Below are 14,726 nucleotides of genomic sequence, written 5' to 3'. Positions count from 1 at the left end.
CGATGATGAGAGACCTCCTGCGGCTGCGGCCGCGCGGCGGGCGGCGCTCGCGGCGGCGCCGCGAGCTGGTCGCGCAGGTCGCGTTCCGCGTCGCCGAGCTGTACGGCGTGGGCGAGGGGAAGGCCGACCAGTCGGCGCGGCGGGTCGACGAGGTCGCCGAGCTGGAGTTCGCGCTCGCGGTCCTCGACTCCCTGCCGCCGGTCGCGGACGCGCCCATCCCGGAACCGGACCGGGCGGCGGACGGGCCGCCCCCGATCGTGTTGTCGCTCGTGAGGACCTACGACTGGCTGGAGATGACCGCGGGCCGCGACGGCGGGCCCTCGCCTGACGTCAAACGGATGCGCCAGGACGTCGCCGCCATGCTCGCCCTGTCGGGGGCGGACCTGGTCGAGGAGGCCGGGCCGGTGCGGGCCCCGCTGCACGAGGTCATCACCACCGCCGCCACCGCCGACCCGGCCCTGGTCCACCACGTGGCCCGGACGCTGCGGTCCGGCGTGCGGTGGAACGGCCTGCTCATCCGGCCGCAACAGGTGGTCGCCTACGTGGAGGAGGACCGGTGACGGGAGCGCACGCCGCGGTCACGGCCCTGCGCCGCGAGGTCCTGGACCTGTACGAGGAGGTCGCCCGCGTCGCGGGAGGGGACCTGTCCGGCGCCTCGGCGGTCCGGTTGCGCGAGAGCCGGTCCCGCCTCGCCTCCGACGCGTACACGGTGACCGTGTGCGGCGAGTACAGCCGCGGCAAGTCGAGCCTGGTCAACGCGCTCGTCGGCCGCCCCGACCTGCTGCCGGTCGGCATCCGCGCGACCACCTCCGCGATCGCCGCGGTCCGGTGGGGCCCGGAGCTGAAGGCCGCGATCCGGACCGAGGACGAGGCCGGGCGCCTGGTCGAGCGCGCCGTCCCGGTCGCCTCCCTCGCCCGGTACGGCTCGCAGACCGGGAACCCGCGCAACCGCGAGCGCGTCCGCTCGATCGACGTCGCGCTCCCGTCCGAGGTGCTGCGCCGGGGCCTGGTCCTGGTCGACACGCCCGGCATCGGGACCCTGTACACCGAGCACACCGCGATCACGAACGCGCTCCTGCCGCGCACCGACGGGATCCTGTTCGTGTGCAACGTGATCGACCCGCTGTCGAAGCCAGAGCTGGAGTTCCTGCAACGGGCGGAGCGGTCCTGCCCGACCGTGCTGGTGGCCGCGACCAAGGCCGACCGGATCTACGACACCGAAGGGGCCGTCGCCGACATCGCCGCCCGGATCGGCGGCGCGCTCGACGTCCCCGCCGCGCAGGTCCGCGTCGTCGCCGTCTCCGCGACCGAGCGCGAGGCCGAACTCGCCGAGGGCCGCGACGACGGCGGGTCCGGGTTCCCCGAACTGGAGCGGGAGCTGTGGGACGGCCTGGCCTCGACCTGCATCGCGCCGCGGATCGGGCGGGCGCTGGGCGAGCTCACCGCGGTGGTGCGCGAGTCGTCCGCGCCGGTCGTCAACGAGTTCGCGGGCATGGGCCCGGGCACCGACCTCGGCGAGACCCTCGAACACATCGCGAAGGAGCGCACCCGCGCCGCCGACCTGCGCGGCCCGGCCGCCCCGTGGCGGATGGAGCTGCGCCGACGGGTCGGCGAGATCGAACGCGAACTGCGCGTCGAACTCGACAACCGGTGCCAGGAGGCGAAGCGGGACTTCAAGGTCCAGGCCGAGAACCCGACCGGGACCGACGCGAGGCAGCTCCTCGGGCAGGTGTGCGCCGAGATCGGGGCGATCGTCGACGAGGTCGAGGCCGCGATGATCGAGCGGACCAGCCGTGCCGCCGCCGAGATCGCCGAGCGCATCGCGGTGCCGCTCACCGTGACCGGCGCCGAGCACGAGCGGTACCTGCCCGCGATCGCCGTGCCCGGGGAAGTGCTCGGCCGCAAGCGCAACCTCGGCTGGCTCCGCACCGGGTTCGAGTCGTCGATGACCGCGGGCGCGTTCGGCGCGACCATCGGGGCGATGGTGACCTCCCTGTTCGCGCCGGGGGCCGGGTCGGTGATCGGCGGCATCGTCGGCGGCCTCCTGTTCAACATCATCGGGTTCGTCAGCGCCACCGAGCAGATCCAGGAGCAGCGCGGCGAGCGGCGCACCCACCAGGTCAAGCGCATGGTCCGGTACGTGGTGCCGGCCCTGGACCGAGAGATCCTGGAGATCGGGCGCCGGTTCGACGCCGCCGTCCGGCAGCAGCGGGGCAGCCTGGAGGGCCTCCTCGAATCCGAGGCGGGCCGGTCGCTCGCCAGCCTGGAGGCCTCGGTCCAGCGGCTGGAGGCCTCCTCGAACCGCGACGCGCGGGACCTCGAACGCCACCTCGCCGACCTGCGGCGCCGCACCGAGGAGTACCGGCTCCTGGGCGAGCGGCTGACCGCCCTCCACGACCGGCTCGCACGGCTCTGACCCCCAGACAGGAGCGCCCCGCCCATGGCCATCGGATACGGCATCGACTTCGGCACCTCGACCTCGGCGATCATCGTCGTCGACGCCGAGGGCACCGTCACCCGGATCTCCGATCCGGAGTCGGCCCACACCTCGTACACGTTCCCCTCCAGCGCCTTCGTCAACGCCCAGGGCGACCTGCTCGTCGGCACCGCCGCCGAGCGGCAGAAGCGCCTCGACCTGAGCGCCTTCCGCACCGAGTTCAAGCGCGAGTTCCGGTCGACGGTGCCCAACCAGCTCGGGAACCGGTCCCTGCGCACCGACGAACTCGTCACGGCCCTGCTCAAGCGCCTGCGCGAATGCGCCCTCGACCGCATCCCCGGTCCCGCCCAGCAGGTCGTGATCACCATCCCGGCCTCCTGGGACGAAGTGCAGCGCCGCCGCATGACCGATGCGGCCGCCGCGGCCGGATTCGACCCGGCCACGGTGGTGCTCCTGCCCGAACCCGTTGCGGCCCTGCGGTACGCGTTCGACCGGGACCTGCTCATCGCCGAGACCACGGTGCTCGTCTACGACCTCGGCGGCGGCACCTTCGACTGCGTGCTCGCCCGGGGCAACACCGCCGAGGGCTACGCGGTCGTCGGCCGGCCCGGCGGCTGCCCCGACATCGGCGGCATCGACTTCACCACCGCCCTCATGAAGAAGGTCGCGCACGACCTGGAGCCCCCGCGCCCCGACTGGCTGGAGATCGACCCCGACGACGACCAGGCCTCCCGCATGTACCTCAGCTTCCGCGACGAGTGCGAGAGCGCCAAGCGCGTGCTCTCGACCCAGGCGTCGGCGTGGCTGCACCTGCCCGAAGGCGACCCGGTCGAGGTCGACCAGGCGACCCTGGAGGACTCCATCGGGCAGATGCTCGAAGAGACCATCGCCTCCTGCGACCAGCTGCTGCGAACGGCGGACCTGACCTGGGAAGACATCGGCCAGGTCGTCCCGGTCGGCGGCAGCACCCGCCTCACGCTCATCGCGAAGCTCCTGCGCGACAGCGCGAACCGGGTCGTCAAGGTCGCCGAACCCGAACTCGCCGTGGCGCTGGGGGCGGCGCTGCACGCCAAGGACCTCATCAACGGCGTCGAGGACCGGTTCTCGGAGGAGGAGGCCCCGGTCGAGACCGGCGAGGCGGCCGAGGAGTCCGCGACCCACTCGACCGTGCCGCTGCCGGACGCCGCCGAGCGGCCGGCGCCCGAAACCCCGTACACGCCCCCCGCGTACCCGTCCAGGCTCTCGGCCATGACCAGCAGGGCGAGCCCTGCGAAGGTCGCCGGGGTCATGCTCGCGGGTCTCGCGGGGATGGCCGGGATCCTCAAGCTCGGGCTGCTGTCCTATGCGGGCCTCGCCGCGCTCCTGGACGAGCACGCATGGGAGTGGGTCCCGAGCGGGTGGGTCGCGGGGATCGCCGGGACCGTCTGCATGCTGGCGGTCGTGCTCGTGGCGACCCTGGTGTACGTCTACATCATCGAGGAGCGGGACGGCGACCTCGTGTCCCCGTGGATCACCCTGGCCTTCACGGCGACCGTCGGCGCCGTGGTCTGGCACCACGCCGCAGGCTGGGACGACGCCGCCATCCCCGTCTCGATACTGGTCAACGTGGCGGTGATCGCCTACGCCGTCGCGGCGGAGCACGCCTCGTACCTCGACTGGGGCCTCGGCGACGCGATGGAGGAGACCTGGGCCGCGCTCTTCGCAGTGGGCGGTGTCGCCCTCTTCACCTGGTGGTCGGCGGCCGCGTACGGCAGGCTCGCGGCCTACCTGGAGCCGCGGTGGTGGGAATTCTGGGCGACCGGATGGATCGGCGGCCTGGTGGGCACCCTCGCCGCCGCCGCGGCCGTCGCGATCGCCGTCTTCTGCATCTTCGTCATGGACGAGAACGTGGCCGAGGACCACCAGCAGGGGTTCGTCCTGGTGTGCATGGTGCTCACCGCCGCGGCGACCATCGTCGCCTACAACGTCCCCGGCGGCCTCGGGGTCGCCATCACGTTCGCCGTCGCGAACCTCGCAGCGGCGTCGTTCCTCATCGCGTCCACAGACTGACGCGGGCGCCCCCGGCCGTAATGCCGGGGGCGCCCGCGATCTCGCTTACTCTGCTGCGGCCGTGGGGCCCTCGTTCACGCGCGAGCGGATGACCTCGGTGACGTGGGCGACGGCCTCGTCGGCGGGGACGCCGTTGCGCTGGGAGCCGTCGCGGTAGCGGAAGGACACGGTCCCGGCGTTCTGGTCGTCGTCGCCGGCGATGACCATGAACGGGATCTTCTGGAGCTGGGCGTTGCGGACCTTCTTCTGCATGCGGTCGTCGGAGTGGTCGACCTCGGCGCGGACGCCCTCGGCGCGCAGGCGGCGGGTGAAGGCCTCCAGGTAGTCGGCGTTCTCGTCGCGGACGGGGATGCCGACGGCCTGGACCGGCGCGAGCCAGGCCGGGAACGCGCCCGCGTAGTGCTCGGTGAGGACGCCGAAGAAGCGCTCGATCGAGCCGAAGAGCGCGCGGTGGATCATGACCGGCCGCTTGCGGGTGCCGTCGGCCGCCGAGTATTCGAGGCCGAAGCCGTTGGGCTGGTTGAAGTCGAGCTGGATGGTCGACATCTGCCAGGTGCGGCCGATCGCGTCCTTGGCCTGGACGGAGATCTTCGGGCCGTAGAAGGCCGCGCCGCCCGGGTCGGGGACGAGGTCGAGGCCGGACTCCTCGGCGACCTGGCGCAGGGTCGCGGTCGCCGACTCCCACAGCTCGGGGGCGCCGATGAACTTCTCGGAGTCCCCGCGGGTCGACAGCTCCAGGTAGAAGTCGTTGAGCCCGTAGTCGCGCAGCAGCTGGAGCACGAATTCGAGGAGGCTCCGGATCTCCCCGGGGGCCTGCTCCTCGGTGCAGTAGATGTGCGCGTCGTCCTGGGTCAGGCCGCGGACGCGAGTGAGGCCGTGGACGACGCCGGACTTCTCGTACCGGTACACGGTCCCGAACTCCGACAGGCGCAGCGGCAGCTCCCGGTAGGAGCGCCCGCGCGACTGGAAGATCAGGTTGTGCATCGGGCAGTTCATGGCCTTGAGGTAGTAGTTCGCGCCCTCGAACTCCATGGGCGGGAACATGGTGTCCGCGTAGTACGGCAGGTGCCCCGAGGTGTGGAACAGGCCCTCTTTGGTGATGTGCGGGGTGTTGACGAGCTCGTACCCGGCTTCGCGCTGGCGTTCGCGCAGGTAGTTCTCCATCTCGTACCGGATGATCCCGCCCTTGGGGTGGAACACCGGGAGCCCGGAGCCGAGCTCGTCGGGGAAGGAGAACAGGTCGAGCTGCTGTCCGAGTTTGCGGTGGTCGCGCTTCTCGGCCTCGGCGAGGCGCGCGAGGTAGTCCTTCTGCTCCTGGACGGTCGGCCAGGCGGTGCCGTAGATGCGCTGGAGCTGTGGGTTCTTCTCCGAGCCCATCCAGTACGCGGCGGCCGAGCGCATGAGCTTGACGGCGCCGATGAGCTTGGTGGAGGGCAGGTGCGGGCCCCGGCACAGGTCGGACCAGACCTTCTCGCCGGTGCGGTCGCGGTTGTCGTAGGCGGTGAGCTCGCCGCCGCCGACCTCCATGACCTCGTCGGCGTCGGTGCCCTCGCCCTTGGTCTCGATGAGTTCGAGCTTGTAGGGCTCGTTCGCGAGCTCGGCGCGGGCCTCGTCGAGGGAGGCGTACTTGCGGCGGTGGAAGGTCTGCCCCTGCTTGATGATCTGGAGCATGCGCTTCTCGACGGCCTTGAGGTCGTCGGGGTTGAACGGCTCGGCGACGTCAAAGTCGTAGTAGAACCCGTCGGTGACCGGCGGGCCGATGCCGAGCTTGGCCTCGTGGAGCTCCTGAACGGCCTGGGCCATGACGTGCGCGGCCGAGTGGCGCAGCACGTTGAGGCCGTCGGGGCTGTTGAGCGCGACGGGCTCGACCTTCTGGTCGGTCTCGGGGGCCCAGGAGAGGTCGCGGAGCTGGCCTTCGGCGTCGCGGACGACGACGATGGCGTTCGGCCCGTTGACGGGGAGGCCGGCCTCGGCCACCGCGTCGGCACCGGTCGTGCCAGCCGTCACCCAGAGGGGTTCGACGACGCTGGGACTCTGATTCGGTGCTGCGGAAGCCACGGTTCTCCTCATGGAATGGGCCGGTCGAGCGGCCGGCGCTTGACGTTCGGGTCCATGGTAGTCGCCGCCCTGAAGTGCGATCGAGCCCATTACCGGCGGGTGAGGCGCGCCCGCGGGAAATGCGGACCGGACAATGGCGGGCGGAGGTGAGCGCGATGAGCGACGAGTGCTGCAACTGCTGCAACGACGAGGCGTGCAAGTGCGGCGGCCAGGACTGCTGCCACGGCTGCTGCGAGAAATAGTGGTCGCCCGCGGCCGGCCCCGTTCGGGGCCGGCCGGGCGTGTCTCGGCGGTTCTACGCGAATCGGGCATTCGCGGCCGCCCCCGGCTTCAACAATGCCAGGAGGGTCCGACGATCCGGCGGTGCCGGTCGCTTACTTGGCCGTGAGGACGATCTTGCCGAAGTGGCCGCCCGCGCCCATGAGGCGGTGGGCTTCGGCGGCCTCGCCGAGCGGGAGCTTCGTCGTCACGACGGGTTTGATGTCGCCGGTGTCGAGGGCGGGCCAGACGCGTTCGAAGACCTCGGCGAGGATCTGGCGGCGCTGGTCCAGGGGGCGGGCGCGGAGCGTGGTGCCGGTGATGGTGGCGCGCTTGGCGAGCAGGCCGCCGAGGTGTATCTGGGCGGCGTTGCCCTGCTGGAGCCCGATGATGGCGAGGCGGCCGTCCTGGGCGAGGGCCTTGAGGTTGGGCTCGAAGTAGGCCGCGCCGATGACGTCGAGGATCGCGTCCGCTCCGCCGGCTTCCTGCGCGAGGGCCGCGAAGTCCTCGCTGCGGTAGTCCACGACCCGGTCGGCGCCGAGGGCTTCGAGCTGCTTGGTGAACTCGCCGCGGGCGGTCGTCCAGGTCTCGGCGTCGGCGAGCTTGCGCGCGAACTGGACGGCGAAGGTGCCGACGCCGCCGGAACCGCCGTGGACGAGGACGCGGCGCTTGCGGGACGCGTCTTCGAGCAGGTAGCCGAGGTTGGAGTAGACGGTCGCGGCGGCCTCGGGCAGGCCGGCGGCGTCCGCTAGGGAGACGTTCTCGGGCACGGGGAGCACGAGTCCTGCGTCCACGGTGGCGTACTGGGCGTAGCCGCCGCCGGGGAGCAGGGCGCAGACCTCGGCGCCGAGGAGGGTCGCGTTGTCGGCGCTGCCGACATCGACGATGGTCCCGGAGACCTCCAGGCCGGGCCAGGCGGGCGCGCCCTGCGGGGACGGGTAGTGGCCGGCGACCTGGAGGAGGTCGGCGCGGTTGACGCCGGCGGCGGCGACCTCGATGAGGACTTCGTCGGGTCCGGGCGCGGGCTCGGGCACCTGGGCGGCGGTGAGGCTCCCGCCGGACACGGTCATGGCAAGCATTCCCGCATAGTATGACTGCGCCTGGAACCCAAAGCGACATACCCGTCAGTAAGTCATATCAGGACCGCATCGATAGATCGATTCCCTTGTGCTGCAACGGTTTACGGGTTCTCACTGGAGTGGCCGGGGAAGAGGTGCGCGGCCGGGTCGATCGCGACGGCGGCGTTGTTGACGGCCGTGGCGGCCTCGCCGAAGCCGGTCGCGATGAGCTTGACCTTGCCGGGGTAGGCGGCGATGTCGCCCGCGGCGTAGGTGCGCGGCAGGCTCGCGGCCATCGTCGAGTCGACGGTGATCGTGCGGTGGTCCAGGTCCAGACCCCACTCCCCCAGCGGCCCGAGGTCGGCGGTGAAGCCGAGGGCGGCGACGATCGCGTCGGCGGGGAGCTCGCGCGGGCCCTCGTCCTTGACGTCGAGGGCGACGCCTTCGATGTGCGTCGTCCCGTGGATGGCCGTGACCTGGGCGTTGACGATGATCGGGACGCCGAGGCCCCGCACGCGCTCGATCGTGGCGTGGTGGGCACGGAACTTCTCACGGCGGTGCACGATCACCGTGGAGCGGGCGACGCCGTGGAGGGCCAGCGCCCAGTCGAACGCGGAGTCGCCGCCGCCGACGATGACGACGTCCTGCCCGGCGTGGGCGGCGAGTTCGGGCACGAAGTAGACGATCCCGGCGCCGTGGAAGTCGGCGGCGGCCGGGAGCGGGCGGGGCGCGAAGCTGCCGAGGCCGCCGGTGATGAGCAGGGCCTTGGCGGCGACGGTGACGTCGCCGGAGAGGCCGAGGACGGGCAGGCCGCCGGAGTGTTCGAGTTTCTGGGCCTGGTGGCCGAGGAGGTAGACCGGCTCGAAGGGGGCGGCCTGGCGCAGGAGGTTCTCGACGAGGTCGCGGCCCTTGATCTCGGGGAATCCGGCGACGTCGTAGATCTGCTTCTCGGGGTACATGGCGGTGATCTGGCCGCCGGCCTCGGGGAGGGCGTCGATGACGGCGGTGCGCAGGCCGCGGAAGCCCGCGTAGTAGGCGGCGAAGAGGCCCGTCGGGCCCGCGCCGACGATCGCTAGGTCCACTGTGATGAGAGGCAAGGGCGTTCACGGCTCCCTAAAAAGGCACAGCGTTGTCGCGGCAGTTCCCACGATCCTAGCGGCGGAGGGCCTTTGGTGGGGCCGCACAAATGCGCTCGTGCGGCCCCGTGCGGGTCAGAGGCTGCGGAAGGGGCCGGTGACCTCGTAGGTGATGCCGCCGCTGCTGGAGCCGCTGGTGCCGCGCTGGGACGAGAAGTAGAGGCGGTTCCCGGCCGGGTTGAAGGCGGGGCCGGTGATCTCGGAGCCGCTCTGGCCGGTGATGCGCAGGAACGGGGCGACGATGTCGTCGGGGGTGATCACGCAGATCTCCATGTTGCCGCCGTCCTCGGCGACGAACAGGTCCCCGGAGCCGGTGGCGCCGGTGATGTTGTCGACGCCGGAGAGCGGGGCGCCGGAGACGTTGTCGTCGTAGACGGTGGCGAGGGTGTTGGCGTCGGCGTCGTAGGCCCAGACCTTGTTGTCGCCCTTGGTGGTGAAGAAGCAGATGCCGTCGGTGTAGTAGCAGCCCTCGCCGCCGTTGAAGCGCTTGGTGTTGGCGACCTGGTTGCGGGTGGCGGTCGGGGAGCCGTCGGGGTCGGGGACGGTGGCCCAGGCGAGGGTCGAGCCGGTCTGGGTGAGGACCTGGAGGGTGCCGGTGGCGAGGTCGCCCCAGGTGGTGGGGCGGAAGCGGTAGAAGGCGCCGTCGGTGACGTCTTCGGTGAGGTAGACGACGCCGTGGTCGGCGTCGGCGGCTGCGGCCTCGTGTTTGAAGCGGCCCATGGCGTCGCGTCGGACGGCGGCGTCGTCGCCCCAGGGGTCGGTCTCGTAGACGTAGCCGCGGTCGACTTCCTCGCAGGAGAGCCAGGTGTTCCAGGGGGTCGCGCCGCCGGCGCAGTTGGTGCGGGTGCCGTTGAGGGTGCGGTAGGCGTCGACGACGTTGCCCGCGGCGTCGAAGCGCAGGGCCCCGACGCCGCCGCCGGAGGAGACCTCGGAGTTGGAGACGTAGATCCAGCCGTTCCCGTCGGCGAAGCAGGCGCCGCCGTCGGGGGCGCTGTGCCAGGTGTAGGAGGTGCCGGAGACGGTCTGGGAGGAGCGGGCGACGATGCGGGAGGTGAACCCGGCGGGCAGCTGGATGCCGCGGGCGTCGGCGGCCTGGAGGGCGCCGTAGGGGCTGGTGCCGGGGAGGGCCGGGTACGCGAAGGAGGGGCGGGTCATGGTGAAGCCGAGGGCGACCGATCCGGCGCCGGCGACCGCGGCGCGCATGACGTTCCGTCGTTTCATGGTGGCAGTCCTTTTGCGGAATGATGGGACGCAGCGGAAGCGCTGCCGCAGGCCAGCGTAGGGAAATCGCGGCTTTTGCGAGTAGATCTCACGAGACGTTCCAGTGACGGACTGTAGTCGTTCCGTTGAACGTCCGGGGTGGTTCACCCGTCACGGTGCTGACGAGGGGCCGTCGAGCACCACTAGGGGCGCGCCCGCGCCGACCTGCCCGCCGGGTTCGGCGAGGACCTTCAGGACCCGGCCCGCCTGCGGGGCGGTCACCGGGGTCTCCATCTTCATCGCCTCCAGGACGACCAGGACCTGCCCGGCCTCGACCTCGTCGCCGGGGCGGACCGCGACCTTCCAGACCGCCGCGGCCAGCGGGGAGGACGCGACCGCGCCGCCGGGCGGGGCCTCGACCGTCCCGGTCTCGGCCGCGGGCGGCTCGACCTGCTGGCGGTCGAACTCGCCCGAGGCCTCCCACGCCTCGCGCTCGGCGGCGAAGGCCGCGGACTGGCGGGCCCTGAAGTCGGCGATGCCTTCGGCGTTGGCCTCCAGGAAGGCCCGGTAGTCGCTGTAGCGGAAGACGCCTTCGCTGGTCTCGGGGGTGAAGCGGCCCGCGGCCATCTCGGCGCGCAGCTCGTCCAACTCCTCCGTGGACACCGGGTACCAGCGGATGCGGTCGAAGAACCGCAGCAGCCAGGGCTTGCCCTCGGTGAAGGGGCCGCGGGCGCGGTGGGTGTTCCAGACCTGGACGGTGCGGCCGACGAACTGGTACCCGCCGGGGCCCTCCATGCCGTAGATGCACATGTAGGCGCCGCCGATGCCGACGGCGTTCTGCGGCGTCCAGGTGCGCGCGGGGTTGTACTTGGTGGTCACGAGCCGGTGCCGCGGGTCGAGCGGGGTGGCGACGGGCGCGCCGAGGTAGACGTCGCCCAGGCCCAGGACCATGTACTCGGCGTCGAAGACGGTGCGGCGCACCGCCTCCACGTCGTCGAGGCCGTTGACGCGGCGGATGAACTCGATGTTCCAGGGGCACCAGGGGGCGTCGTCGCGGACGCCGTTCATGTACCGGTCGATGGCCTCGCGGGTGGCCGGGTCGTCCCACGACAACGGGAGGCGGACCTCGCGGCTGGGGACGGCGAGCGCTTCGGTCGAGGGCAGCCGGGCCTCGATTTCGGTCAGTTGATCGACGAGCGCGGCCTGGTCGATGCGGGCGGGGTCGAAGTGGACCTGGAGGCTGCGGACGCCGGGGGTGAGGTCGAGGAGTCCGGAGTCCTCGCCGCCGAAGCGGTCGGCGACGGCGTCGGCGAGGGCGTGGACGCGCATGCGCAGGCCGAGGTCGAGGACGTTGGGGCCGTATTCGACGAGGACGTTGTCGTCGCCGGAGCGGCGGTAGGCCGCGGCGGGGTGGTCGGCGGCCGCGGGGGCGCCGCCGAGGACAGCCGGGGCGCGGTCGGCGCGGGTGAAGCGGACCGTGTCGCCGGGCCGGAGCTGGCCCATGCGCCAGCGCTCGCTCGTGACCACCGTTGCGGGGCAGACGAATCCGCCGAGGCTGGGACCGTCGGGTCCGAGGAGGACGGGCATGTCGCCGGTGAAGTCGACCGCGCCGATCGCGTAGGCGTTGTCGTGGATGTTGGAGGGGTGGAGGCCGGCCTCGCCGCCGTCGGGGCGGGCCCAGCGCGGCTTCGGGCCGGTGAGGCGCACGCCGGTGCGGGCGGAGTTGAAGTGGACCTCCCAGGCGGCGCTGTAGAGGTCGTCGATGTCGGCGGGGGTGAAGAAGTCGGGGGCGGCGTGGGGCCCGGCGGCGACGGGCAGCTCCCAGTGGTTGGTGAAGACGGGCCGGTCGGCTTCGGGGACGGTGCCAGGGGTTTCGGTCGGTTGACCGGTATCGGTGCGGTCCTTGCCGGTCGGCCGCTCCGGTGCGCCCGGCGCGGCCGCCAGAGTTTCGATCGGTCGATCGTTTTCGGTCGCGGGGCGGAGCACGTCGCCGACGCGGAGGGCGCCGCCGGTGAGGCCGCCGATCTCGCCGAGGGTGAACGTGGCTGCCGAGCCGAGGTACAGCGGGACGTCGAGGCCGCCTTGGATCAGCAGGTAGGTGCGCAGGCCGACGCGGTCGGGGGCGCCGATCGCGAGCACGGCTCCGGCGGGGACGTCGATCGCTTCCCATTGCGGGACCGGGGTGCCGTCGAGGGTGACCGGGGCCGGGGCGCCGGTCACGCAGACGACGGCGCCGGCGCTGAAGCGGAGGGTGGGACCCGTTGCGGTGCATTCGAGTCCTGGGGCGCCTTCGGGGTTGCCGAGGGCGCGGTTGCCGAGGCGGAAGGACCGGTCGTCCATCGGGCCCGAGGGCGGGAGCCCGACCTGCCAGTAGCCGGTGCGCCCGGGCCAGTCCTGGATCGTGGTCTGGGTGCCGGCGGCGAGGACATCGATGCGCGGGCGCGGGTCGGGGACGTCGGCGAGGGTCGCGGTGGTGTGGCGGGCGGCGGTGAAGCCGGGGTCGGCGAGGGCGGCGGCGAGCTGGCCCTGGTTGGTCTCGACGCCCGCGATGCGCAGGTCCGCGATGGCGTCGGCGGCGGTCGCGATGGCGTCGGTTCGGGTGGGGCCGTGGGCGATGAGCTTGGCGATCATCGGGTCGTAGTCGGGGCCGATCACGGTCCCGGCCTCGATCCAGGTGTCGACGCGGACGTCTTCGGGCATGGCGAGGTGGGTGACGGTGCCGGTGGAGGGCCGGTGGCCCTGGGCGGGGTCCTCGGCGTAGAGGCGCATCTGGACGGCGTGCCCGGCGGGCCTGAGGGGGCGGCGCATCGGGGCGTCGTCGCCCTGGGCGAGGCGGATCATCCACTCGACGAGGTCGACGCCGTAGACGGCCTCGGTGACGGGGTGCTCGACCTGGAGGCGGGTGTTGACCTCCAGGAAGGCGACCTCGCCGCGCTCGGTGTCGTAGAGGAACTCGACGGTGCCCGCGGAGCGGTAGCCGACGGAGGCGCACAGGCGGCGGGCGGCGTCGAGGTAGTGCTCGCGGAGCGCGTCGGGGACGTCGGGGGCGGGGGCCTCTTCGATCACTTTCTGGTTGCGGCGCTGGAGGGTGCAGTCGCGGTCGCCGAGGACGGCGACGCCGCCGCGGCCGTCGCCGAAGACCTGGACCTCGACGTGGCGGGCGCGGCGCACGAGCCGTTCGAGGAAGAGGCCGGCGTCGCCGAAGCCGGAGCGGGCGAGGCGCTCGACGCCGTCCCAGGCGTCGCGCAGCTCGTCGGGCCCGGCGGCGGGGCGCATCCCGATGCCGCCGCCTCCGGCGGTGGCCTTGAGCATCACGGGGTAGCCGATGCGCTCGGCCTCGTCGAGGGCGTGCGCGACGCCGTCGAGGAGGCCGGTCCCGGCCAGGAGCGGGACCCCGGCGGCTTCGGCGGCGGCGCGGGCGGTGTGCTTGGCGCCGAACAGGTCCAGGTGGGCGGGGGCGGGGCCGACGAAGGCGAGGCCGGCGTCCTCGACGGCGCGCGCGAAGGCGGCGTTCTCGGACAGGAACCCGTACCCGGGGTGGACGGCCCCGGCCCCGGTGGCCGCTGCGGCCTCCAGGATCGCGTCGGCGCGCAGGTAGGAGTCGGCGGGGGCGGGGCCGCCGATGCGGACGGCGGTGTCGGCGGCGTCGACGTGGGCGGCGGCGCGGTCGGCGTCGGAATACACGGCGACCGTCTTGAGCCCCATGCGCTTGGCGGTGGCGATGACGCGGACGGCGATCTCCCCGCGGTTGGCGACCAGGAGGGTGTCGAAGGCCAAGTCAGGACTCCTCGGTGACGGCGATCTTGATCGGGGTCGGGTTGAAGGCGTTGCAGGGGTTGTTGATCTGGGGGCAGTTGGAGACGAGCGCGATCACGTCCCGCTCGGCGCGCATGGCGACCTCCAGGCCGGGCGCGGACAGGCCGTCGACGATGCCGAGGGCGCCGTCGTCCTCGACGGGGACGTTCATGAACCAGTTGACGTTGCCGGTCATGTCGCGCTTGCCCAGGCCCCAGCGGGCGCCTTCGTGGAGGAAGTTCTCGACGCAGGCGTGCTGCGCCCACGTGTGGTGGCCGTAGCGGAGGGTGTTGGACTCCTTGGAGCAGGCGCCGCCGACGGTGTCGTGGCGGCCGCAGTTGTCGGCGGTGACGGTGGCGAGCGGGCCGTGCTCGACGTCGCGCAGGACCGAGCCGGTCGACAGGTACAGGGCCCCGGCGGCGGCGATCGTGTTCTGGGCGCTGTAGCGCAGGGCCGGGTCGGCGGCGTCGAAGAGGAGAAAGTCGACGGCCTGGTTGCCTTCGAGGTCGGTGATGACGAGGGTCTGCCCGGCGGCGACGGCCCCGGACCAGGGCGCGCGGGCGCCCACGACGTGTTCGGCGACGGTCCTCATGCGGCGACTCCGATGGCGGCGGCGGTGTTGGCGAGGGCGCGGCGGCCCTCGGGGGCGGCGTCCCAGCGGGGGTCGCCGGGCGAAGTGGGGCGCCCGCGCCAGGCGAGGACGCGCAGCGGCGAGGCGGTGTAGGCCGGAGCCGG

9 protein-coding genes are annotated in these 14,726 nt (G+C 72.6%); 3 read left to right on the top strand and 6 right to left on the bottom strand.

What is annotated here, in order from left to right:
* Positions 1 to 2: 2 nt before the first annotated feature.
* Genes DI269_RS27315 through DI269_RS24000 form a run of 3 tightly spaced genes read left to right on the top strand, consistent with a single transcriptional unit; the run spans position 3 to position 4,486 of the window.
* A complete protein-coding gene (locus DI269_RS27315) occupies positions 3 to 560 on the top strand; it encodes a hypothetical protein (protein WP_112140683.1) in 558 nt (185 codons plus the stop codon).
* Positions 557 to 2,416 carry a dynamin family protein gene (locus DI269_RS24005; protein ID WP_198667702.1) on the top strand — a complete coding sequence of 620 codons (1,860 nt, stop codon included), beginning with the start codon at positions 557 to 559 and terminating at the stop codon, positions 2,414 to 2,416. Before DI269_RS27315 ends, DI269_RS24005 begins: the two co-directional genes overlap by 4 nt.
* Positions 2,417 to 2,440: 24 nt before the next feature.
* On the top strand, positions 2,441 to 4,486 hold the full coding sequence (locus tag DI269_RS24000) for an Hsp70 family protein (RefSeq protein ID WP_112140679.1): 2,046 nt from the start codon (positions 2,441 to 2,443) through the stop codon (positions 4,484 to 4,486).
* A gap of 45 nt (positions 4,487 to 4,531) precedes the next feature.
* Here DI269_RS24000 and thrS read toward each other — a convergent pair whose 3' ends face one another.
* The 6 genes from thrS to DI269_RS23970 form a co-directional block, all read right to left on the bottom strand.
* Positions 4,532 to 6,544, bottom strand: a complete 2,013-nt coding sequence (gene thrS, locus DI269_RS23995) for a threonine--tRNA ligase (RefSeq protein ID WP_232822884.1) — start codon at positions 6,542 to 6,544, stop codon at positions 4,532 to 4,534.
* A 374-nt stretch (positions 6,545 to 6,918) separates the two neighbouring features.
* The gene (locus DI269_RS23990; RefSeq protein WP_112140675.1) at positions 6,919 to 7,881 is read right to left on the bottom strand and encodes an NAD(P)H-quinone oxidoreductase; all 963 of its coding nucleotides are present in this window, start codon (positions 7,879 to 7,881) and stop codon (positions 6,919 to 6,921) included.
* Between the two features lie 101 nt (positions 7,882 to 7,982).
* The gene (locus DI269_RS23985) at positions 7,983 to 8,957 is read right to left on the bottom strand and encodes an NAD(P)/FAD-dependent oxidoreductase (RefSeq protein ID WP_112140673.1); all 975 of its coding nucleotides are present in this window, start codon (positions 8,955 to 8,957) and stop codon (positions 7,983 to 7,985) included.
* A 114-nt stretch (positions 8,958 to 9,071) separates the two neighbouring features.
* The gene (locus DI269_RS23980; protein WP_112140671.1) at positions 9,072 to 10,217 is read right to left on the bottom strand and encodes an alkaline phosphatase PhoX; all 1,146 of its coding nucleotides are present in this window, start codon (positions 10,215 to 10,217) and stop codon (positions 9,072 to 9,074) included.
* 150 nt (positions 10,218 to 10,367) lie between these two features.
* Positions 10,368 to 13,973: a 5-oxoprolinase/urea amidolyase family protein gene (locus tag DI269_RS23975; RefSeq protein ID WP_112140669.1), complete on the bottom strand. Its 3,606-nt coding sequence runs from the start codon at positions 13,971 to 13,973 to the stop codon at positions 10,368 to 10,370.
* 1 nt (position 13,974) lies between these two features.
* The gene (locus DI269_RS23970; protein ID WP_112140667.1) at positions 13,975 to 14,583 is read right to left on the bottom strand and encodes an urea amidolyase associated protein UAAP2; all 609 of its coding nucleotides are present in this window, start codon (positions 14,581 to 14,583) and stop codon (positions 13,975 to 13,977) included.
* Positions 14,584 to 14,726: the final 143 nt, after the last annotated feature.

Origin of the sequence: Glycomyces dulcitolivorans (genome assembly GCF_003265355.1) — a bacterium.
In the GTDB taxonomy this organism is placed as follows: Bacteria; Actinomycetota; Actinomycetes; order Mycobacteriales; family Micromonosporaceae; genus Glycomyces; species Glycomyces dulcitolivorans.
Note: the sequence above shows the minus strand (reverse complement) of the source record. Positions and strands in the feature narration are given on the sequence as shown.

What these genes read in the sequence shown, in the direction of transcription:
- DI269_RS27315 (WP_112140683.1), top strand. Translation starts at nt 3, where the DNA reads ATGATGAGAGACCTCCTGCGGCTGCGGCCGCGCGGCGGGCGGCGCTCG.
- DI269_RS24000 (WP_112140679.1), top strand. Translation starts at nt 2,441, where the DNA reads ATGGCCATCGGATACGGCATCGACTTCGGCACCTCGACCTCGGCGATC.
- DI269_RS23990 (WP_112140675.1), bottom strand. Translation starts at nt 7,881, where the DNA reads ATGCTTGCCATGACCGTGTCCGGCGGGAGCCTCACCGCCGCCCAGGTG.
- DI269_RS23980 (WP_112140671.1), bottom strand. Translation starts at nt 10,217, where the DNA reads ATGAAACGACGGAACGTCATGCGCGCCGCGGTCGCCGGCGCCGGATCG.
- DI269_RS23970 (WP_112140667.1), bottom strand. Translation starts at nt 14,583, where the DNA reads ATGAGGACCGTCGCCGAACACGTCGTGGGCGCCCGCGCGCCCTGGTCC.